General features: G+C 74.4%; 20 protein-coding genes and 1 pseudogene. 15 read left to right on the top strand and 6 right to left on the bottom strand.

Annotation, left to right across the window (positions count from 1 at the left end; translation table 11 throughout):
• The first annotated feature begins 204 nt into the window (after positions 1-204).
• From IF47_RS0124970 to IF47_RS0124950, 5 genes are all read left to right on the top strand, one after another.
• Complete coding sequence (locus tag IF47_RS0124970) at positions 205-1,986, top strand: PucR family transcriptional regulator ligand-binding domain-containing protein (RefSeq protein WP_031511264.1); 1,782 nt, start codon at positions 205-207, stop codon at positions 1,984-1,986.
• A 53-nt stretch (positions 1,987-2,039) separates the two neighbouring features.
• Positions 2,040-2,270: a DUF3099 domain-containing protein gene (locus IF47_RS0124965; protein ID WP_031511263.1), complete on the top strand. Its 231-nt coding sequence runs from the start codon at positions 2,040-2,042 to the stop codon at positions 2,268-2,270.
• Positions 2,271-2,489: 219 nt separating this feature from the next.
• Complete coding sequence (locus IF47_RS0124960; protein ID WP_051718205.1) at positions 2,490-3,290, top strand: hypothetical protein; 801 nt, start codon at positions 2,490-2,492, stop codon at positions 3,288-3,290.
• A 146-nt stretch (positions 3,291-3,436) separates the two neighbouring features.
• Positions 3,437-4,300 carry a (2Fe-2S)-binding protein gene (locus tag IF47_RS0124955; RefSeq protein ID WP_031511261.1) on the top strand — a complete coding sequence of 288 codons (864 nt, stop codon included), beginning with the start codon at positions 3,437-3,439 and terminating at the stop codon, positions 4,298-4,300.
• A 234-nt stretch (positions 4,301-4,534) separates the two neighbouring features.
• Positions 4,535-5,569, top strand: coding sequence for a DUF2637 domain-containing protein (locus tag IF47_RS0124950; protein WP_031511260.1), 1,035 nt, complete (start codon positions 4,535-4,537; stop codon positions 5,567-5,569).
• Between the two features lie 103 nt (positions 5,570-5,672).
• On the opposite strand, the gene IF47_RS0124945 is transcribed toward IF47_RS0124950, so the two are convergent.
• The 3 genes from IF47_RS0124945 to IF47_RS0124935 all read right to left on the bottom strand — a co-directional run bounded on the left by IF47_RS0124945 (position 5,673) and on the right by IF47_RS0124935 (position 9,038).
• A complete protein-coding gene (locus IF47_RS0124945; protein ID WP_031511259.1) occupies positions 5,673-6,980 on the bottom strand; it encodes a protein phosphatase 2C domain-containing protein in 1,308 nt (435 codons plus the stop codon).
• A gap of 79 nt (positions 6,981-7,059) precedes the next feature.
• Positions 7,060-7,542 carry a methylated-DNA--[protein]-cysteine S-methyltransferase gene (locus IF47_RS0124940; protein WP_031511258.1) on the bottom strand — a complete coding sequence of 161 codons (483 nt, stop codon included), beginning with the start codon at positions 7,540-7,542 and terminating at the stop codon, positions 7,060-7,062.
• Entirely contained in the window at positions 7,539-9,038 is a 1,500-nt protein-coding gene (locus IF47_RS0124935) for a DNA-3-methyladenine glycosylase 2 family protein (protein WP_037733337.1), read from the bottom strand. The genes IF47_RS0124940 and IF47_RS0124935 overlap by 4 nt, the downstream gene beginning before the upstream one ends.
• 140 nt (positions 9,039-9,178) lie before the next feature.
• On the opposite strand from IF47_RS0124935, the gene IF47_RS0124930 reads away from it, so the two are divergent.
• The gene (locus tag IF47_RS0124930; RefSeq protein WP_031511256.1) at positions 9,179-9,772 is read left to right on the top strand and encodes an ArsR/SmtB family transcription factor; all 594 of its coding nucleotides are present in this window, start codon (positions 9,179-9,181) and stop codon (positions 9,770-9,772) included.
• A 36-nt stretch (positions 9,773-9,808) separates the two neighbouring features.
• Entirely contained in the window at positions 9,809-10,030 is a 222-nt protein-coding gene (locus tag IF47_RS0124925) for a hypothetical protein (RefSeq protein WP_031511255.1), read from the top strand.
• 51 nt (positions 10,031-10,081) lie between these two features.
• Here IF47_RS0124925 and IF47_RS0124920 read toward each other — a convergent pair whose 3' ends face one another.
• Positions 10,082-10,600, bottom strand: a complete 519-nt coding sequence (locus IF47_RS0124920) for a hypothetical protein (RefSeq protein ID WP_245641232.1) — start codon at positions 10,598-10,600, stop codon at positions 10,082-10,084.
• Between the two features lie 304 nt (positions 10,601-10,904).
• Here IF47_RS0124920 and IF47_RS0124915 point away from each other — a divergent pair, with 304 nt between their 5' ends.
• On the top strand, positions 10,905-11,366 hold the full coding sequence (locus IF47_RS0124915; protein ID WP_031511253.1) for an SPW repeat protein: 462 nt from the start codon (positions 10,905-10,907) through the stop codon (positions 11,364-11,366).
• Positions 11,367-11,464: 98 nt separating this feature from the next.
• Here IF47_RS0124915 and IF47_RS0124910 read toward each other — a convergent pair whose 3' ends face one another.
• Positions 11,465-12,637 (bottom strand): YihY/virulence factor BrkB family protein, encoded by a 1,173-nt coding sequence (locus IF47_RS0124910; RefSeq protein ID WP_031511252.1) that lies wholly within the window; start codon positions 12,635-12,637, stop codon positions 11,465-11,467.
• Between the two features lie 19 nt (positions 12,638-12,656).
• Here IF47_RS0124910 and IF47_RS0124905 point away from each other — a divergent pair, with 19 nt between their 5' ends.
• On the top strand, positions 12,657-14,231 hold the full coding sequence (locus IF47_RS0124905) for an acyl-CoA dehydrogenase family protein (RefSeq protein ID WP_031511251.1): 1,575 nt from the start codon (positions 12,657-12,659) through the stop codon (positions 14,229-14,231).
• Positions 14,232-14,287: 56 nt separating this feature from the next.
• On the opposite strand, the gene IF47_RS0124900 is transcribed toward IF47_RS0124905, so the two are convergent.
• Positions 14,288-15,295, bottom strand: a complete 1,008-nt coding sequence (locus tag IF47_RS0124900) for a carbohydrate kinase family protein (protein ID WP_031511250.1) — start codon at positions 15,293-15,295, stop codon at positions 14,288-14,290.
• Positions 15,296-15,377: 82 nt separating this feature from the next.
• Here IF47_RS0124900 and IF47_RS0124895 point away from each other — a divergent pair, with 82 nt between their 5' ends.
• From IF47_RS0124895 to cysC, 6 genes and pseudogenes are all read left to right on the top strand, one after another.
• Complete coding sequence (locus IF47_RS0124895) at positions 15,378-15,962, top strand: GNAT family N-acetyltransferase (RefSeq protein WP_031511249.1); 585 nt, start codon at positions 15,378-15,380, stop codon at positions 15,960-15,962.
• Between the two features lie 91 nt (positions 15,963-16,053).
• The gene (locus IF47_RS32180) at positions 16,054-16,137 is read left to right on the top strand and encodes a putative leader peptide (RefSeq protein WP_359331488.1); all 84 of its coding nucleotides are present in this window, start codon (positions 16,054-16,056) and stop codon (positions 16,135-16,137) included.
• Positions 16,138-16,295: 158 nt separating this feature from the next.
• The gene (locus IF47_RS0124890) at positions 16,296-17,993 is read left to right on the top strand and encodes a nitrite/sulfite reductase (protein WP_031511248.1); all 1,698 of its coding nucleotides are present in this window, start codon (positions 16,296-16,298) and stop codon (positions 17,991-17,993) included.
• Complete coding sequence (locus IF47_RS0124885; RefSeq protein ID WP_031511247.1) at positions 17,990-18,175, top strand: transposase; 186 nt, start codon at positions 17,990-17,992, stop codon at positions 18,173-18,175. Before IF47_RS0124890 ends, IF47_RS0124885 begins: the two co-directional genes overlap by 4 nt.
• A complete protein-coding gene (locus IF47_RS0124880) occupies positions 18,172-18,894 on the top strand; it encodes a phosphoadenylyl-sulfate reductase (protein WP_031511245.1) in 723 nt (240 codons plus the stop codon). The genes IF47_RS0124885 and IF47_RS0124880 overlap by 4 nt, the downstream gene beginning before the upstream one ends.
• A 55-nt stretch (positions 18,895-18,949) precedes the next feature.
• Positions 18,950-19,399, top strand: a pseudogene (gene cysC / locus IF47_RS0124875) (adenylyl-sulfate kinase); the annotation flags it as partial.

The raw sequence follows: 19,399 nt of genomic DNA, 5'->3' as shown, positions 1-19,399 counted from the left end.
CCGCGGACGGCGCCCGCCACACGCTCGCCGGACGCACCGCCGAGCGCGGCGGTCACCGATGGCACGAAGCGCCTGTCCGGCCGGTGAGCCGATCTTGTAGATTCGAACAAGGCCCGGGAAACGCCCCAGGTCCCCGCCGACACCGGGGCACCGGCACCCGGATCCCGCGGACGAGTGACACGAGAAGATCGGCGGACGACGAGAATGCGGCTGCGCGCACTGCTGGAGACCGAGTTCCTGGGTCTGCGCCTCCTGAGCGGCGAGGAGGAACTCGACCGGTCCGTGCGCGGTGTGATGACCACCGACCTGCGCGACCCCAGCCGCTACCTGTCCGGCGGCGAACTGGTCCTGACCGGTCTGGCCTGGCGGCGCTCCCCCGAGGACTCCGAGTCGTTCGTCCACGCCCTCGCCGAGGCGGGGGTGGCCGGTCTGGCGGCGGGCGAGGCGGAACTGGACGCGGTGCCCGACGACCTGGTCCGGGCGTGCGTCCGGCACCGGATGCCGCTGTTCCTGGTGGACGAGGACGTCGCCTTCGCGACGATCACCGAGCACGTGGTGCGGCAGGTCTCCGGCGAACGGGCCGGGGACCTGGCCGCCGTGGTGGAGCGGCACCGGCGGCTGATGTCCTCGGGCCCGGCGGGCGGCGGCCCGGACGCGGTGCTGGACCTGCTGGGCTCGGACCTGGACCTGCGGGCATGGGTGCTGTCCTCCACCGGCCGCCCGGTCGCCGGGGCCGGCGCGGACCGACTGCCCGCCGAGGTCCGGGCCCACCTGGCGGGCGAGCACCTGGCGGCGGCGCGGTCGGGGCGGCGCGGCCCGCACCGCACGACGGTGGAGGGGGTCGTCCACTCGCTGTTCCCGGTGTTGGACGAGGAACGGGACCCGCGTGAGGGGGTGCTGTCGACGCTGCCGTCCTGGGTGCTGGTCGTCGAGGCGGACGCGGGCGACTGGCCGGCCGAGCGGCTGGACCTGCTGCACGGCGTGACCCGGTTGATCGCGGTCGAGCGCGAGCGCCGGGACGCCTCCCGCACGGTGGGACGCCGGCTGGCCCGGGAGGTGCTGGAGCTGATCCGCACCGGGGCGCCGTCGGCCGAGGTCGCCGCCCGACTGCGCGTCGTGGCCCCCGTGCTGCTGCCCGGCCTGGACACCGCCCCGCACTGGCAGGTGGTCGTCGCCAAGGTGGACCGGGAGGACGGCGCCGCCCTTCCGGAGGACCGGCCGGCGCGGATCGCCGGGGCGCTGCTGGAGGAGGCGCTGGTCGATCCCCGTTCCTCGGGAGGCGAGGCGGGGGACCGGGTCGCGGTGGCCCTGGCCGGTGAGGAGGCGGTGGCGTTCGTCCCGCTCCCGGTGGGCCCGGGGGACCCAGGGGACTCCGAGGACTCCGAGGGCTCCGAGGCGGCCCCCGAGAGCACCGGGAACACCGGGAACGCCGGGGCCGCCGAGAGCACGGTCCTTGACGGCGGTGCCGGAAGCGGGCCGGACGGCGCCTCGACGCTCGCCCCCGCCGCCCTGCTGGACGCCCTCCGGGTGCCGCTGGAGCGCGGTCTGGAGGGCGGCGGCCGGCTGACCCTGGGGATCAGCGCGGCCGTCCACTCCCCCGACGGACTGCGCGGCGCCCTGGAGGAGGCCCGGCACGCCCGGCGCGTGGCCGCCGCCCGTCCGGGACGGGTGTGCGTGGCGGGCCACGAGGAGCTGGCCTCGCACGTGCTGCTGCTGCCGTTCGTCCCCGACGACGTGCGCCGCGCCTTCACCGCCCGGCTGCTGGACCCGCTGCGCGAGTACGACCGCCGCCACCGCGCCGAGCTGATCCCCACCCTGGAGGCCTTCCTCGACTGCGACGGCTCCTGGACGCGCTGCGCCGCCCGCCTGCACCTGCACGTCAACACGTTGCGCTACCGGGTGGGCCGCATCGAGCAGCTCACCGGCCGGGACCTGTCCCGACTGGAGGACAAGGTGGACTTCTTCCTCGCCCTGCGCATGAGCTGACGGGCCCGCCGGGAAGCGACGCCCGGCCCTCCCGCCCGACCTACCCTGGGGGTGTGTACGCACGCCGGCGCCGTCGTTACCTGACGCTGATGACCGTCTGCCTGGCCCTGTTCATCGGCGCCTGGGGATTCGTGCGGCTGTGGTCCGTTCCCCTGGCGATCGCGATGTGCGTGGTGGCCATGGTCATCCCGCCGGTCGCGGCGATCGTCGCCAACCGTCGCGAGCCGGACGACCACTGGTGGGACGAGGACGACCGCTGGTGGAGCGGGGACGATCGGCCGTAGGCCCCTCTCCCGCACCTCCCCCGACCTCCCCGGTACGTCGGGCCTGCGAACACTCGTCCGAGTGGACGATCAAATGATCTTCTCTATCACACCAATGGCATACCAAGATTGTGAAACCGTTCACACTTTCCTCTTGGCTGGGCACCACGGTTCGTGCTGAGATTCGCTCACATCCGGCTCGACGGCACGCCTGGGGAGGGCACTGTGACGGAGACCGCCATGTCACGTTCGGTACGGCTGGAAGGCTCGGACGGCGGGGCGGATGGCGATCCCCTCGGCCATGCGGTGTGGCGGCTGAGGTCGCGCGGCTGCTGGGAGGACGCGGCGGCCCTGCTGGAACCGTACGTCGAGCGGGAGGACGTCTCGGCCGCGCTGCGGCGGGCGGCGCTGCTGGGCGAGCGCTGCATGTTCACCGGCGACGGCTGGGAGCGCGCCGAGGAGGCGCTGCGCACGGCGGAGGCCCTGGCCGACTCGGACGAGGAGCGGGGGGCGGCCGCTTGCGAGCGCGGCCATCTGGCCTACGCCTCCACGGTGTTGGGCATCCGCGATCGGGCCGACGAGGCCCGTGCCGCGCTGGGCCGGGCCGCGGCGCTGCTGCCGCCCGCCTCCGCCCGACGGGCGCTGCTGGACTTCCGGCGCGGCCTGATGACCGAGCACTTCGGCGAGAGCCCCCAGTCGGCGCGGGCGGCGTACCGCCGGGCGCACGCGGCGGCCACCGCTCAGGGCGACCTCCTGCTGTGCTCCTTCACCTGGCGGCACCTGGCCGGGATCGCCCTGCGCGCCGGCGACGCGGCCGAGGCCCGGCACGGGTTCGCGGAGTCCCTGCGGCTGCGCGAGGAGCTGGGCTACCTGGTGGGCATGGCCCCGGCCCTGGCCTCCCTGGCCGAGGTCCAGCCGGAGCCGGAGGCGGAGCGGCTGATCGCCGAGGCACGGCGCCTGTTCCGTCTGCTGGGCGGGGTGCCGGCCTGGCTGGCGGACCGGCTCGGCCCGCCCGGAGAGTCGTCCGAACCCGCTTCCTGACGGCGTCCCGGCGGCGTCGGGAGTCGGGCTCGGACGACTCCCGACGCGGTTCGGATCAGGGGACGGCGGACCGGCAGGAGCGCTTTACGGATCATTGGGGTAAGGTAAGCCTTACCTGTTAACGACCTCGATCCGGTGGTACTCGCATGGCCATGTGCACCCTTGCCCCGGCGCCCAAGGCGTCCGCCGCATCGCCTTTCGCCGCGTCCTACTCCCGGCTGGCCGAGGTCCTGCCGAGCCTGCGGGTCACCGAGGCGTCCGTCGGCACGGAGCTGCCGCGCGGGGGCGGCTGGGTGGGGGCCGCCGAACTGGCCGAGGGCGGGCCCGTGTTGGACGCCTTCCTGGCCTGGGACGACGAGCAGGTGCGGCGCGACTACGGGCAGCAGGCCCGTCCGGACGTGGTCGCCAGCTTCGGACTGCACCGCTACGCCTGGTCCGCCTGCCTGCTGGTCACCGTCCCCTGGTTCCTCCACCGCCGGGTGCCGCGCGTCCCGGTGGACGCGGTGGCCTACGACCGCGCGTCGGGCCGGATGACCGTGCGGATCGAGGGCTTCTCCTGCCTGCCCAAAGACCCGGCCGGCCGGCTGCCCGGCGCCCGTGTCGTCGCGGACGAGGAGGCGCTGCGCGCTGCCGTGCGGGAGTCCGTCGCCGAGCACCTCGCCCCGATCCTGGACGCCTTCCGGCCGCGCATGCGCCGCGGGCCGCGTGCGCTGTGGGGCATGGTGACGGACGAGATCGCCGAGGGCCTGTGGTACGTCGGTCACCTGCTGGGCGAGGAGCGGCGGGCGATCGCCGAGGCGGAGTCGCTGCTGCCGGGTTCCCTCGCCCCGTATCCGCAGGGTGCGGGCTTCCGGACGCTGTCCGGGCCGAACGGCGAGACGTTCCCCACCCGGGACCGGGCGAGCTGCTGCCTGTTCTACACCCTGCGCCCCCAGGACACCTGCGTCACCTGCCCCCGGACGTGCGACGCCGACCGTGTCCGGCGGTTGAGCGGGTCGGCCGCGGCCTGACCGCTCGCGAACGGTTCGGTAACCCGTCGGTTTCGATCCCCCGGCCGGATATCGACAGGAAGTTCGGCTCGCTACACTCCTGTTCGCGCGTTCTGGCCACCAATGGCGGTTTCTTGGGCTCAAACGGCCTGCCACTCAATCTGTTTTCCGCCAGGATGCTGCGCGTCAACGAAGCCAATGCGAGCACGGCGGGGCCGGTCCAACGGCATGCCGCCAGGCAAGGGACACCCCCGGATGAGACTGACGGACATATCGATGAACTGGGTGCTGCCGGGCGCCGTACTGCTCCTCGGCGCCCTGGTAGCGGTCGTGTTGATGGGCCGTGGGAACGGCCGCCACAGGAACGAGGAGGAGAACCAGGACTCCTGGGAGCGCATGGAGGAGCGGCGCCGCCGCAAGGAGGGGATCTACGCCGTCGCCTCCTACGTCCTCCTCTTCTGCTGCGCGGGAGTCGCCGCCGCCCTCTCCTTCCACGGCCTGGTCGGCTTCGGTCGGGAGAACCTGGGACTCTCCGGCGGCTGGGAGTACCTGGTTCCCTTCGGACTGGACGGCGCGGCGATGTTCTCCGCCGTCATCGCCGTCCGCGAGGCCAGCCACGGTGACGCCTCCCTCGGCTCCCGGCTGCTGGTGTGGCTGTTCGCGGGCGCCGCGGCGTGGTTCAACTGGGTGCACGCCCCGCGCGGCGACGAGCACGCCGGCGCCCCGCAGTTCTTCGCCGGCATGTCGATCGCGGCGGCGATCCTCTTCGACCGGGCTCTGAAGCAGACCCGCCGCGCCGCCCTGCGCGAGCAGGGTCTGGTGCCGCGTCCGCTGCCGCAGATCCGAGTCGTGCGGTGGCTGCGCGCGCCCCGCGAGACCTACGCCGCCTGGTCGCTGATGCTGCTGGAGGGCGTGCGGACGCTGGACGAGGCGGTCGACGAGGTCCGTGAGGAGCGGCGCCGCAAGGAGCAGGAGCGCGCCCGCGCCCGTGAGCAGAAGAAGTTGGAGCGGGCCCGACTGCGGGCGATCAGCCGTGGCCGGCTGCCGCACCGGGACGACGACGCGCCCCAGGTGGAGTTGGAGCGCGGCGCGAGCGCTCCGCAGCCTCCCCGACCGCGTGCCGCGCTCCAGGCCGCCTCGGACGAGGGCGGCGGGGTCGGCGCGGACGGGCTGCGCAAGGTCGATCCTCCGCGCCCGGCGTCGAGCTTCGACTCGGACGACAGCCTCACCAGCCCGCGGCTGGATTCCCTGGAGGCCAAACTCGCCGCGATTGAGAAGCAGTTCGGCTGACGGAGAGCGACAGGCCCTCCGATTTCCCGGCTCGCCCCGGTCCGTGTCCGCGGACCGGGGCGAGGGCGTTCGGGAGCGTGGATCGGGCGCCGACCGCCGCCGGTCAGTGCTCCCAGACCGCCACGGCCGTACGGTCGTCGGTGTGCCCCTCGATCCTCGACTGCGCGTCGGCGAGGAAGCCGACCGGTCCCGGCGGCTCGCGGTCGGACCAGCGTTCGGCCAGCCGGTCGGCGAGGGCGTGTCCGTCCCGCATCGGCGCGGCCAGCCCCGCGCTGCACAGCAGCAGGGTGTCGCCCGGACGGGCGAGGGAGGCCCGGAAGCGGAACGGTCCGGACATCGCGGGGGCGGGACCGGGGTCGGGGACGAGGCTCCCGCCCCCGAACTCCTCGGCCCGGGGCGCGTTTCCGGCACCGGCGCGGGCGCCCGGTCCGCGACCGCCGGGATCGATGTCCTGCCACCGGCCGTCCCGCAGCCGGAACAGCCCGCCGCTCCCCACCCCGAAGAACACCCGGACCCGGCACTCGGGATCGGCGGGCAGCAGCAGACAGCGCAGGTCGGCGGTGTACTCCTCGGCCGCCAGGCCCAGTTCGGCCGCGCGGGCGCGCAGCCGGCCGTAGCCGCGGCCGGTCAGCCGGTGCAGACCGGACTTCAGATCGTCCCGGCGGGCGGCGCGGATGTCCTCGACGAGTCGGGTGTGGCTGTGCCCGACGGCCGATCCCACCCACCGGGATATCTCCCGCGCGGCCCGGTGCGCCCCGGCGACGGCGCGGGGGCCGGTGGCCACGGCGACGAGCACCAGCGCGTCACGGCCGGCGCCGAAGCGGGCGGTGAGCAGGGCGTCGCGGCGCGGCTCGCCCCGCTCGCGGGCCGCCGCGCCGCGCAGAGAGGCCGCGCGCAGGGTGAAGGACCCGTGCCGTGCCTCCTCCAACACGGTGTCGGGCGGCAGGTCGGCCGGTTCGTCGGGGTCGGCGGCGGGGAGGGCGGCCGGCTCGGGCTCGTGGACGGCCGGGAGGACGGCCGGGGAGACGGCCGGGCGGGCGTCGGCGGTGTCCGCGGCACCCGGGGCGTCGGCGTTCGCGGCGGCGGAATCCGCGGCACCGGGGGCGTTGGTGAGGGCCGTGGGAGCCTCGGCGTCCACGTCGGGCCCACCGCGTCCGTCGGAGTGCCCGTCTGGGTGTCCGTCGGGATGTTCGTCGGGGTGCCCGCCCGGGTGTTGGTCGGGTTCGGTGGTCTCGGTGTCCGTGGGCGGCGCGGGGACCGGAGTGCGGGCCACACCGACCGTGCCGGCGGCGGAGTCGAAGCGTTCGTCGACGCTGTCGTCCGCCGCCGCGCGACCGGTGTCCGGCGCGTCCCCGTCATAGAGCCGGCCCCACCAGTCGGGCCTGCCCGCGTTCTCCCCCTGTCGGCTCATGCCCTCGATTGTCCATGCCCGCGACGGGCGGGTCACCTCAGCCAACTCCCGCGTGTCGGAGGCGCGTTGGGGTGAAGGGTCAGAGCACCCCTTCGAGGGCGAGCAACCACCGTTTGCGGTCCAGCCCGCCCGCGTACCCGGTCAGCGAGCCGTTCGCGCCGACGACGCGGTGACAGGGGCGCACCACCATCAGCGGGTTGGAGCCGACCGCGCCCCCGACGGCCCGCACCGACCGCGGCTCCAGCCCCGCCATGACGGTCAACTCGCCGTAGGTGACGGTGCTCCCGTAGGGGAGGCGGTCCAGGGCCGCCCAGATCCGCTCGCGGAACTCCGAGCCCCGGGTGGCCAGGGTGAGGTCGAACTCCTTCAACTCCCCGGCGAAGTAGGCGTCCAGTTGCCGGGTCGCCTCGACGAACGCGGCGTCGTCGCGCCGCCAGTCGGGCAGCACCCGGGCGCCGCCCTTCTGACCGGGCACGGTGATCGAGGCCAGCGCGCCGGGCTCGGGGCCGGCGATCAGCAACTCGCCCAGCGGGCTGGGGTGGACGGTGTACAGGGTGCTCATCGTGTCTCCGGGGTCGTGGTGTTCCGGTGATTCTCATGGCTGGGGGCCGTGGCGTTCCACAGGTGGTGCACGGCGTAGGAGCGCCAGGGCCGCCACCCCTCGGCGTGCTCCGCCGCCGCCCCGATCCGCGCCGCCCCGTGTCGGACGCCCGCGTCGCCCGGCAGGAAGACGTCCGGGTCGCCCAGCGCGCGCATCCGGATGTAGCCCGCCGTCCACGGACCGATCCCGCGCAGCGCGAGCAGCGCCCGCTCGGCCTCGTCCCGGTCGGCGCCGGGGTCGAGGTCGACGGTGCCGTCGGCGAGGGCCGTGGCGACCGTGCGGATCGTCCGGCGCCTGCTCTCGGGCATGCCCAGTTCCGTCAGAGGCGCCTCGGCGAGGCCGTCGGGGTCGGGGAAGAGGTGGGTGAGGGAGCCGTCGGAAGCGGGCAGCGGCTTGCCGTACGCCGCCACGAGGGTGCCCGCCAGGGTGCGGGCCGCGCCCACGGTGACCTGCTGGCCGAGCACCGCGCGCACCGCCGACTCCCCCGGGTCGACCGCGCCCGGCGAGCGCAGCCCCGGCCGCCGCCGCGCCAGGGGGCCCAGCAGCGGGTCGGCGCCCAGCCGCTCGGTGACGGCGTAGGGGTCGGCGTCCAGGTCGAACAGTCGGCGCACCCGTTGGACGGCGGTGGTCAGGTCCCGCAGGTCGGTCAGGCGCAGCCGGCACGGCAGCCAGCCCCCGCCCGCGCCGTCCGCCCCGCCGCCCGCCTCGCCGACGTCCGCGATCCCGTGCCCGTAGGGCAGGGCGAGGGTGCGCCGGTAGACGCGGTCGCCCGGTTCGCCGACGACCTCCTCGATACCGGGTACGGCCCGGCGCCCGAGGAAGTCGAACACCTCTCCGGCGGCGTACGGCCCCCGGTGGGCGAGCCGCAGCGTCACTCCCCCGCCCTCGGCGGCCGGCCGGCCGCGGCCCGCGGCCCGCAGTTCGCTCGGGGTGCGGGCGTGGATCTCGCGGATGGTGTCGTTGAACTGCCGCACGCTGGCGAAGCCGGCGGCGAAGGCGATCTCGGTGACCGACAGCGCCGTCGTCTGGAGCAGCACCCGGGCGGTGTGCGCCCGCTGGGCGCGGGCCAGGGCCACCGGTCCGGCGCCGAGTTCCTCGGTGAGCCGGCGGCGGACCTGTCGGACGCTGTAGCCCAGGCGGCCGGCGAGTCCCTCGACGCCCTCGCGGTCCACGACCCCGTCGGCGATCATCCGCATCGCGCGGCCGACGAGGTCGCCCCGCACGTTCCACTCCGCCGAGCCGGGCACGGCGTCCGGCCGGCAGCGGCGACAGGCTCGCAGGCCCGCCCGCTGGGCGGCGGCCGACGAGGGGAAGAAGCGGACGTTCTCCCGCTTGGGGGTGACGGCCGGGCAACTGGGGCGGCAGTAGATGCCGGTGGTGAGCACGCCGGTGAAGAACACGCCGTCGAACCGCTCGTCCCGGCTGCGGACCGCCTCGTACCTGCTGTCGTCGTCCATCACGCAGTCCAGTGTGCGCCGCCGACCGCCCCGCCACTGGCGGAAATCGGACACGGTGCCGGCCCTCCCCGCTCAAGATGCAGAGAACCCTTTGCAACCAATCCCTTGCAAAGCTTTCTTTGCACCCGTACGGTCATTCCATGCCGGAGTCCCGTCACACCGTCCGCACCCTCGATCCCCGTTCGCTGCGCGCCCTCGCCCACCCCCTGCGCATCCGCATCCTCCGCGCGCTGGGCGAGTACGGCCCCGCCACCGCGTCCCGGTTGGCCGACCGGCTCGACGAGTCCAGCGGGGCGACGAGCTACCACCTGCGGCAGCTCGCCGCGTACGGCTTCGTCGAGGAGGAGACGGGGCGCGGCACCGCGCGGGAGCGCTGGTGGAAGGCGGCACACCAGGGCACACGGGTGGACGACGTCGAGACGTTCGTCCGGCACCCCGACCCGGAGGTGCGCGGCGCGCTCGACCTGCTGCTGCACGAGACGGCCACCGTGCACGCCCACGAGCTGGGCACCTGGCTGGGCACCCACCACGACTGGCCCGACGAGTGGCGACGGGCCTCGGAACTCGGCGACTTCACCCTGCGGCTGACGCCCGAGCTGGCCAGGGAGTTGAACGACCGGATCCACGAGCTGATCGAGAGCTACCGGGAGCGCGCCGAGGACGGACGGGGCGACGACGAGCGGGCCGAGCGGTACCGCATCCACCTCCACGGCTTCCCCCGCTCCGACGGCTGACCGACCCGACCCAACCCGACCGACTCCGGAGGCCCCGTGCACGACTCCCACCCCGACGTCCACCTCGCCGTCCTGCGGACGCGGTCCGCCGCGTTACGGCGGGAAGCGGACCTGTGGCGCCTGGCGCGCGCCGCCTCGTCGCCGCGTTCGGCGCCGAGGGCCCGCCGGACGGCCGCCGTACGCCGCCGGATCGGTTGGGCGCTGGTCGAGGCCGGTCTGTGTCTGGTCCACTCCGGCCGCGGCGCGCCGGTCCCGTGACCGCCGACCGCCCGCCGTGCCGGGGTTTGGCGTCGGGGTCGGGGTCGGCGGTCAGCGCTCCGGGAGCCGCTGGAGCAGTCCCCAGGTGAACTCCGCGATCACCCGGTGGAGTTCGCCCCGCCGGTCGGGGGCGGTGAAGGCCAGCCGCCAACGGGTGGGAGCCGAGCCCTCCATCGGCCGGGCGGGCGCGAAAGCGCGGGCGACCTCGTCCACCGTGCAGCTCCACGGGGCCAGGTCCTCGACGGTGCGCGGGTCGGGACCGGCCGCGCCGGGCGCGCGCACCAGCCACTCGTTCCACACCGCCCCGCCCGGTGCGGTCAGCACCTCCAGGCGCAGGTCGGGCCAGAGCGGCACCGGCCAGCGCAGCGCCCGACAGTCCAGGTCGCCGACCCGGCGCGGCTCCACGGTCTCGGGCTCGCCGAGCACCGAGCGGTAGCGGGCCACCGCGCCCCGACCGCGCGGGGAGCGGAGCATGGCCTGCCAGCGGCGGTTGGCCTCGCGCATCTCGGCCCGGTCGGCGTCCAGGTCGCGCAGGGCGTCCAGCACCTTCTCGGGTTGGAAGTCGGCCATCCGACGGAGCAGGACGAGCTGGAACTGTCGGGGTCCGAACGGTTCGGCGGAGGTCTCGGGCGTCACGGGGCCCCACGGTAGCCGCCCCGTCCGGTTCGGGCGGGGCGGGCGGGGGCGGGGGCAGTGCCCCGTCTCCGGCTGTCTCGGGGGAGCGGAGGGCGGTGCTCCCTCCCCGCCGCTCCTTTCACGGGGTTCCCACAAGTTCCCCGATGTTTTTCCCGTGGCGGTTCTCCGGGGAGACACGAGAGGCCATATGGGTGAAAATTGGTTTGAAGGGAGTAAACCTCTAAGGAGGTGGCTTCAGATGGCCACACCCACGTCACGCATCGAGGAACACCCCGATCTGGTGCAGATGCGTGCACGCTACGCGCAGGCGGCGTCGACCCCCACCGCCCGCGGGCTGGAAGCCCTGACCATGCTGACCGGTCTGTACCTGGCGATCTCACCGTGGATCGTGGGTTTCGACGGGTTCACCAGGCTGGCCGTCAACAACCTCGTCTGCGGTCTGACGCTCGCGCTGCTCGGTCTGGCCTTCGCCACGGCCTACGAGCGCACGTACGGCATGAGCTGGGTTCCGGCCGCGATCGGCGTGTGGTTGATCGTTTCCCCCTGGGTCGTGTCGGGTGAGGTGGACACCACCCGCACCGTCGTCAACAACGTGATCATCGGCGCCCTCGCCATCCTCCTCAGCCTGGCCCTCCTGGCCATCGGCAGGGGCGGCAGGAGCAAGAGCACCGAGGGCGGCGGTGGTCGCAGGAGGAGGTGACCCGACCGGGTGGCCGGTCGCGAACGACGGCCCGGGGCGCGAGGCGTCCCGGGCCGGGCGCGTTCGCCCGTGTGGACCCCTCGGCGGTGCGGGGGCCGTCAGTGGCGGTGGCGGGAACGCAGCCGGGAGCGCACGTCGGCCGGTGGCAGGAACTTCGTCCAGCGTTCGGGGAACTCCGCCGGCGGCTCCCCCGTCTCGTCGTCCTCGTCGCCCTCCTCGCCCTCCTCGTCGTCCTCGTCGTCCCCGCCGTCACCGCCCTCGGCCTCCCGCATCGCGCGCCGCGCGGCCGCGGCGGCCACCACCTCGGCCGCGGCCTGCTCGCGGGCGCGCTCGGTGGCGCGGCGGGCGACGGCGGTGGCGACCGAGGGCCACACGTGGTCGATGGCGGCGTTGACGGCCGCCCCCACCAGGACGGCGAAGGCCGAGATGCCGATCCACAACAGGACGGCCACGGGCGCGGCCAACGACCCGTACAGCGTCGGCCCCTCCACGGTGCGAGTGAGGTAGAGACGGAGCAGGAAGCTGCCCAGAATCCACATCAGCAGGGCGACCAGCGAGCCGGGGACGTCCTCCACCCACGGCGAGCGGACGGGCACCGAGACGTGGTACAGGGTGGTGAGGAAGGCGATGGACACCAGCACCACCACGGGCCAGTACAGGATCGGCACCAGCGGCTCCAGTGGGGGGACCCACTCGACCAGCGCGTCCGGGCCGACGATCAACAGCGGCAGGGCGACCGCGCCCAGAGGCAGCGCGACCAGGTAGAGGCCGAAGGCGAGCAGCCGGGTGGCGACGATGCCGCGGTGTCCGTCGAGCCCGTACATGACGGTGATGGTGTCGATGAAGACGTTCACCGCGCGCGACCCGGACCACAGCGCGAGCGCGAAACCGACGGAGATCACGTCGGGCCGGCCGCCCGCGATCACCTCGTCGAGCAGCGGTTCCGCGATATCGCTGACACCCCGCTCGGACAGGACCGCGGCGGACGCCTCCAGGATGTTGGCGCGGACGCTGTCGATGGTGTCGGTGCCGATCCAGGCGTCGAAGTAGCCGAGCAGCCCGATCAGGCCCAGCAGTAGCGGCGGCAGCGACAGCAGGGTGAAGAAGGCCGCCTCCGCGGCCAGCCCCAGGACTCGGTACTCCATGCAGGAGTTGACGGTGTCCTTCAGCAGCAGCCAGGCGAGCTTCCGTTTGGGGACGTCGCGGTACAGGGCACGAGCCCTGTGCAGCGTGCCGGGGGACCGCTTCGGGGACGAGGGGGCTGGTTCCACGTCCCCTAACGTATCCGGCATGTCCTCCACGACTCACACCCCGGCCACCGGGCCGGCGCCCCTGACCGGCCTCGACGTCTTCTCCTCCGATCGCGCCCTGGTCGAGGGCGTCGAACGGTACGCGGACGCCGGGCGGCTCGGGGAGATCCGCGCCGAGTTGACCGCGCTGGGCCGGGCGGCCGGGTCGGCCCGGGTGCTGGAGTGGGGGGCGTGGGCCGCCGCGTGTCCGCCCGCGCCGCGAGACGGCGGGTTGGACGTGCACCCGGCCTGGCGCCGGCTGCTGCGCCGGGGCGCGACGGCCGTGCCGTCCGACGCCCGTCCGCGCCCGGACGGCGCGCTGCGGCGGACGGCGGCCCTCCTGGTGTGGGCGCAGGTCGAGGCCGGGCACTGTCTGTCGCTGTCGTCGACGCACGCGGTCGCCGCGGCACTGCGCGCGGAGTCGGGGCCCGTGGACGCCGTGGACTCCACGGACACCGTGGACCTCGTGGGCACCGCCGGGTCGTCGGCCGCGATCGCCGTGGGGACGGACGGCGTCCGCGCCGAGCCCGCGCCCGGCGGGACGGAGCACTTCCTCACCGGACGCGTCCGGCTCCGTCCGGCGGTGCTGGCGGACGTCCTCCTGGTCCGGGCCTGGACGCCCGCCGGGCCGGTTCCCCTCCTGGCGCCGTGCGCGCCGCCGGAGGGCCGGGGCGGTCCGCGCGTCCACCCGCCCGCGGACGCGGCCCCGAGCCGTCCCGGCCCTCCGGCGGCGGAGGTGGAGTTCGACGGCACCGTCCGGGGCCGTCGGATCGGCGCGGAGGGGCGGGGGCCCGCCGTGGCCGCGGCGGTGACCGAGGCGCTGCGGTCGGACCGCGTGACCGTCTCGGCGGCCGTGCTGCGGCAGGCGGTGGTCCGGGCCGTCCACCACGTCGCGCACCACGGAGGACACGACGGTCGGGCGCTCCCGCCGGGCGAGGAGGCGTCGGTGCGCAACGTGCTGGCCGACCTGGCGGTGGAGGCGGAGGCGGCCGGTGCGCTCGCGCTGCGGTTGGCCGCCGCACGCGACGGCGGCACCGACCGGGACCGGGCCCTGCTGCGGGTCGCGGTGCCGGCCGCCGCGCACCTGCTCGTCGGGCGCTGCGCGCCGGCGGCGGCCGAGGCGCTGGACCTCCTGGGCGGCGACGGCTGCGCCGGCGGGCCGGGCGTTCCCGCCCTGCCGCACGGGGCGCCGCCGGACCCGACCGGGGAGGACACGGGCCACCGCCTCGCCTTGGAGGTGCTGCGGGTGGTGCGCGAGGACCCGGAGGCGCTGACCGCCTTCCTCACCGAGATCGGGCGGGCCCGGGGCGCCGACCACCGGCTGGACCGCGCGATCCGTGAACTGCTGGGCGAACTGGCCGAGTTGGAGGGGATCGAGGCGCGGGCCCGGCGGGTGGCCGAGCGGACGGCGCTGGTCCTCCAGGGGGCGCTGCTGGTGCGGCACGCGCCGCCGGAGGTCGCCGACGCCTTCTGCGCGTCCCGGCTGGGCGGCGAGCGGGGCACGGTCTGGGGCACCCTGCCGCCCGCCCTGGACCTGGCCGCGATCGTGGAACGGGCCCGGCCGGCGGTCGGGTGAGGCACGCGCCCCGCACCGCGCGGGAGTCGGACGAGACGGAAGCCGGCGCGGCGGGGTCACCCGCGCGGCGACCCGCCCGTCCGGCGCGCCCACGGCGGGTTGGCGCCCCGCACCGCGCAGGTCGCCGCCGCCACGGCCGCCCCGGTGGCGAGGGCGTCCTCCAACAGGTCGACGGTCAGGCCCTCCAGACGTCCGCCGAGGACGCCGCCGGTGTGCAGGGCGTGCAGCAGCCCGGCCGTGAACGCGTCACCCGCGCCGACGGTGTCGACCACGGTGACGGGGTGCGCCGGCACCCGCAGCCGGACGCCGTCGAGGGAGGCGAGGGCGCCGTCGCCGCCGAGGGTGATCACCACCAGGCGGACGCCGTGCCCGTGGAAGGTGTCGGCGGCCTCCTCCGGTCCGCTGCCCGGCAGGAGGTGGTCGAGGTCGTCGCCGGACAGGCGCAGGACGTCGGCGAGCGCGCACCAGCGCGCCAGTCGCGCCCGGTAGACGGCCGGGTCCACCAGCAGGGGCCGGACGTTGGGGTCGACGGAGACGGTGGCCCTCTCCCGCACCTCGGCCAGCAGTCGCTCCACCGCCTCGCCGCCCGGCGGCCTCACCAGGGCGAGGGAGCCGGTGTGGAGGCACGAGACGGCTCCCGCCGCGGCCCTCTCCAGTTCGTCGTCCGTCCACTGCCAGTCGGCGGTGCCCTCGGCGTGGAAGGAGTAGTCGGCGCGGCCGGTCGCGTCGAGGTCGGCGATCGCCAGGGTGGCGGGTTCGGCCGCCTCGACCGCCGCCGTGAGGTCCACGCCGGAGCCGGCCAGGTGCTCGCGGAACAGCCGGCCGAAGACGTCCCCGGACAGCCTGCCGAGGAAACGGGTGGGGGTGCCGAGCCGGGCGAGGGCCACGGCGGTGTTGGCGGGACCGCCTCCCGGCAGCACCTCCAGGCTCAGCGTGGGGACGGACGGGCCCGCCCCGCCGCCGGGAGACGGGACGGTGAAGGCGTCGGCGACGCACTCGCCGAGGACGGCGACGGGGGCCTCGGGCGCGGGGCGACCGGTCCGGGAACTGTTGGTCGGGGGCATGCGGACCATTGTCGTGGCATGCGTCACGCACCGGGTGGGACGGGAGACCGACCCGTCGCACGGGTGTGTTTCACTGCCCCGCATGAGCGACACCGTCACCGTCACCACGTGGTTCCTGGAGCAGACCTCGCCCGAGGACCTCTCCCCGGCCCGCGTCCCGGACGCCGATTCCGGCGTCCGAATAGTCCGGGCGGAGATCCCCAGCCCCGAGTTCAGCCGCTTCCTCTACACCGCCGTCGGCGGGGACGTCACCTGGACGGACCGGCTGGGCTGGACGTACGCGCGGTGGCGGGAGTTCCTGGAGCGGCCCGGCGTGGAGACGTGGGTGGCGTACGACCGCGGCACCCCGGCCGGGTACGTCGAGTTGGAGGCTCAGCCGGAAGGGGCCGTGGAAATCGTCTACTTCGGCCTGATCCCGGCCTTCCGCGGCCGGGGCATCGGCGGGCACCTGCTGTCGTACGGGACGGCCCGCGCCTGGGACATGGCGGAGCGCCGGCCGGGGCGGGAGGCCACCCGGCGGGTGTGGTTGCACACCTGCAGCAAGGACGGCCCCCACGCCCTGGACAACTATGTGAAGCGGGGCTTCCGGGTGTACGACACCACGGTCGAGGAGGAGCCCCTCGTCCCCACTCCGGGACCGTGGCCGGGTGCCCGAAACCTGATGTGACCAGAGCCACAAGTATCACCAGTCGAGACACCTTTGTCCGTGATCCGGACAAAGGTGGACGGCCGCGAGAAACGCGTGCCACGCTTCTGCCATGTCTCGAGCTGGAATTGCCTTGGTGAGTCGGCGGCACGTCGACCTCGGCCGCATGTCCAGCGCCATCTGTTCGGCGGGCTGACAGTCCCAGCACCGCCGTACCCCCGCCGCCCCGTCACCGTGGGCAGGCGACCCCCCGCTTCACGTCCGTACCCCCGTGTTCGCGCATGTCCGCGCGCTTCCCGCGGGTCCGGGCCACTCCCGTGCAGCCGAGCCCAGCCGAAGGACAAGAACACCGCCATGGCCGACACCGCCAAGCCAGCCAGCGCTGCCCCGTCCCGCCGCAAGGCCGGTCGCCACCGCGGCGAGGGCCAGTGGGCCGCCGGGCACTTCACCCCGCTCAACGGCAACGAGCAGTTCAAGAAGGACGACGACGGTCTCAATGTGCGGACGCGCATTGAGACGATCTACTCCCGTACCGGCTTCGCCTCCATCGACCCCAACGACCTGCGGGGCCGGATGCGTTGGTGGGGCCTGTACACCCAGCGCCGCCCCGGCATCGACGGCGGCAGGACGGCCGTCCTGGAGCCGGAGGAGCTGGAGGACGAGTACTTCATGATGCGCGTCCGCATCGACGGCGGACGGCTGACCACCGAACAGTTGCGCGTCGTCGGCGAGATCTCCCAGGAGTTCGCCCGCGGCACCGCCGACATCACCGACCGGCAGAACATCCAGTACCACTGGATCCGGATCGAGGACGTCCCGGAGATCTGGCGCCGGCTGGAGGCCGTGGGCCTGTCCACGACCGAGGCGTGCGGCGACACCCCGCGCGCCTTCCTCGGCTCGCCGGTGGCCGGGATCGCCGCCGACGAGATCATCGACGGCACCGCCGCCCTGGAGGAGACCAAGCGCCGCGTCGTCGGCAACCCGGCCTACTCGAACCTGCCGCGCAAGTTCAAGACGGCGATCTCCGGCTCCCCGCTGCTGGACGTGGCCCACGAGATCAACGACGTGTCCTTCGTCGGCGTCCGCCACCCCGAGTTGGGCCCCGGCTTCGACGTGTGGGTGGGCGGCGGCCTGTCCACCAACCCCAAGTTCGGCGTCAGACTGGGCGCCTGGGTGCCCGAGGAGGACGTGCCCGACGTCCACGAGGGCATCGTGTCGATCTTCCGTGACCACGGCTACCGCCGACTGCGCAACCGCGCCCGGCTGAAGTTCCTCGTCGCCGACTGGGGCCCGGAGAAGTTCCGTCGGGTGCTGGAGGACGAGTACCTCAAGCGCAAGCTGGCCGACGGCCCCGCGCCCGAGTTCCCCTCTCAGCGCTGGCGCGACCACGTGGGCGTCCACGCCCAGAAGGACGGCCGCTTCTACGTCGGCTTCGCCCCGCGGGTCGGTCGCGTCGACGGCGCCACCCTCACCAAGATCGCGGACCTGGCGGAGGCCCACGGCTCGGGCCGGGTGCGAACCACCCCCGAGCAGAAGATGATCATCCTCGACGTGACCGAGGAGCAGGTGGACTCCCTGGTGGAGGGTCTGGAGTCGTTGGACCTGACCACCAGGCCGTCCGTCTTCCGGCGCGGCACCATGGCCTGCACCGGCATCGAGTTCTGCAAGCTGGCCATCGTCGAGACCAAGGGCCGCGCGTCCTCCCTCATCGACGAACTGGAGCGCCGCCTGCCGAAGTTCGACGAGCCGGTCACCATCAACGTCAACGGCTGCCCCAACTCCTGCGCCCGCATCCAGACCGCGGACATCGGCCTCAAGGGCCAGCTCGTCACCGATGCCGACGGCAAGCAGGTCGAGGGCTACCAGGTGCACCTGGGCGGCTCCCTGGGGCTGGACCCGGCCTTCGGCCGCAAGGTCCGCGGTCTGAAGGTCACCGCCGCCGAGCTGCCCGACTACATCGAGCGCGTCCTCACCCGCTACCACGCCGAGCGGCAGGACGGCGAGCGCTTCGCCCAGTGGGCGGCGCGTGCCGACGAGGGGGCCCTGAAGTGAGCGAGCGCGCCACGCCGTTCCACTGCCCGTACTGCGGCGACGAGGACCTGCGGCCGTCCGAGATCGGTCACGGCGCGTGGGAGTGCGCGTCCTGCAACCGGGCCTTCAAGCTCTCGTTCCTCGGGCTGCTGGCCAAAGGGTTGCGGCGGTCCGACGCCGGCGAAGGAGAGGGCCGACGATGACCGCCACGGACGAGCGGAGCGTCCCGCGCCCGACCGCCGAGGAACTACGGCGGCTCGCCGAGGAGGCGGGCCGTGAGCTGGAGGACGCCCCGGCGACGGAGATCCTCCGCTGGGCCGGCGAGACCTTCGGGGCACGCTTCTGCGTGACCTCCTCCATGGAGGACGCGGTCGTCGCGCACCTGGCCTCGCGTGTGATCCCCGGCGTCGACGTGGTCTTCCTGGACACCGGTTACCACTTCCCGGAGACGCTCGGCACCCGGGACGCGGTGGCGGCGGTGATGGACGTCAACGTCATCACCCTCACCCCCCGGCAGACCGTCGCCGAGCAGGACGCCGAGTACGGGCCCCGGCTCCACGAGCGCGACCCGGACCTGTGCTGCGCACTGCGGAAGGTCAAGCCGCTGGAGGAGGGCTTGAGGGCGTACGACGCCTGGGCCACGGGCCTGCGCCGCGACGAGTCCCCGACCCGGGCGAACACTCCGGTCGTGGGCTGGGACGCCAGGCGGGGCAAGGTGAAGGTCTCGCCCATCGCCCGCTGGACGCAGCGGGACGTGGACGCCTATGTCGCCGAGCACGGCGTGCTGACCAACCCGCTGCTGATGGACGGTTATGCCTCCGTCGGCTGCGCCCCCTGCACCCGCCGGGTGCGGGAGGGCGAGGACGCCCGGGCCGGTCGCTGGGCCGGGCGGGGCAAGACCGAGTGCGGACTGCACGGCTGATGGCGGGCACCGCGACCGTACACCCGAGCACTCCGAGCACCCCGAATACCCGACTGATGAGGAGCGGCAGATGAGCGGGGCGACCGTCCCCGGCGCGGACACGGGAGCCACGGTGTGGCTCACCGGTCTGCCGAGCGCGGGCAAGACCACGATCGCCCAGGCGCTGGCCGACCGACTGCGCGCCGAGGGACACCGCGTGGAGGTGTTGGACGGCGACGAGATCAGGGAGTTCCTCTCCGCCGGTCTGGGTTTCTCCCGGGAGGACCGTCACACCAACGTGCAGCGGATCGGCTTCGTCGCCGAACTGCTCGCCTCCAACGGCGTGAAGGTCCTGGTGCCGGTCATCGCGCCGTACGCCGACAGCCGCGAGGCGGTGCGCAAGCGCCACCAGGCGGAGGGCACCGCCTTCCTGGAGGTGCACGTGGCCACGCCGGTCGAGGTCTGCTCCGAACGGGACGTCAAGGGCCTGTACGCCAAGCAGGCCGCGGGGGAGATCTCCGGCCTG

It is taken from the genome of Streptomyces megasporus (assembly GCF_000718985.1).
GTDB lineage: Bacteria > Actinomycetota > Actinomycetes > Streptomycetales > Streptomycetaceae > Streptomyces > Streptomyces megasporus.
Note: the sequence above shows the minus strand (reverse complement) of the source record. Positions and strands in the feature narration are given on the sequence as shown.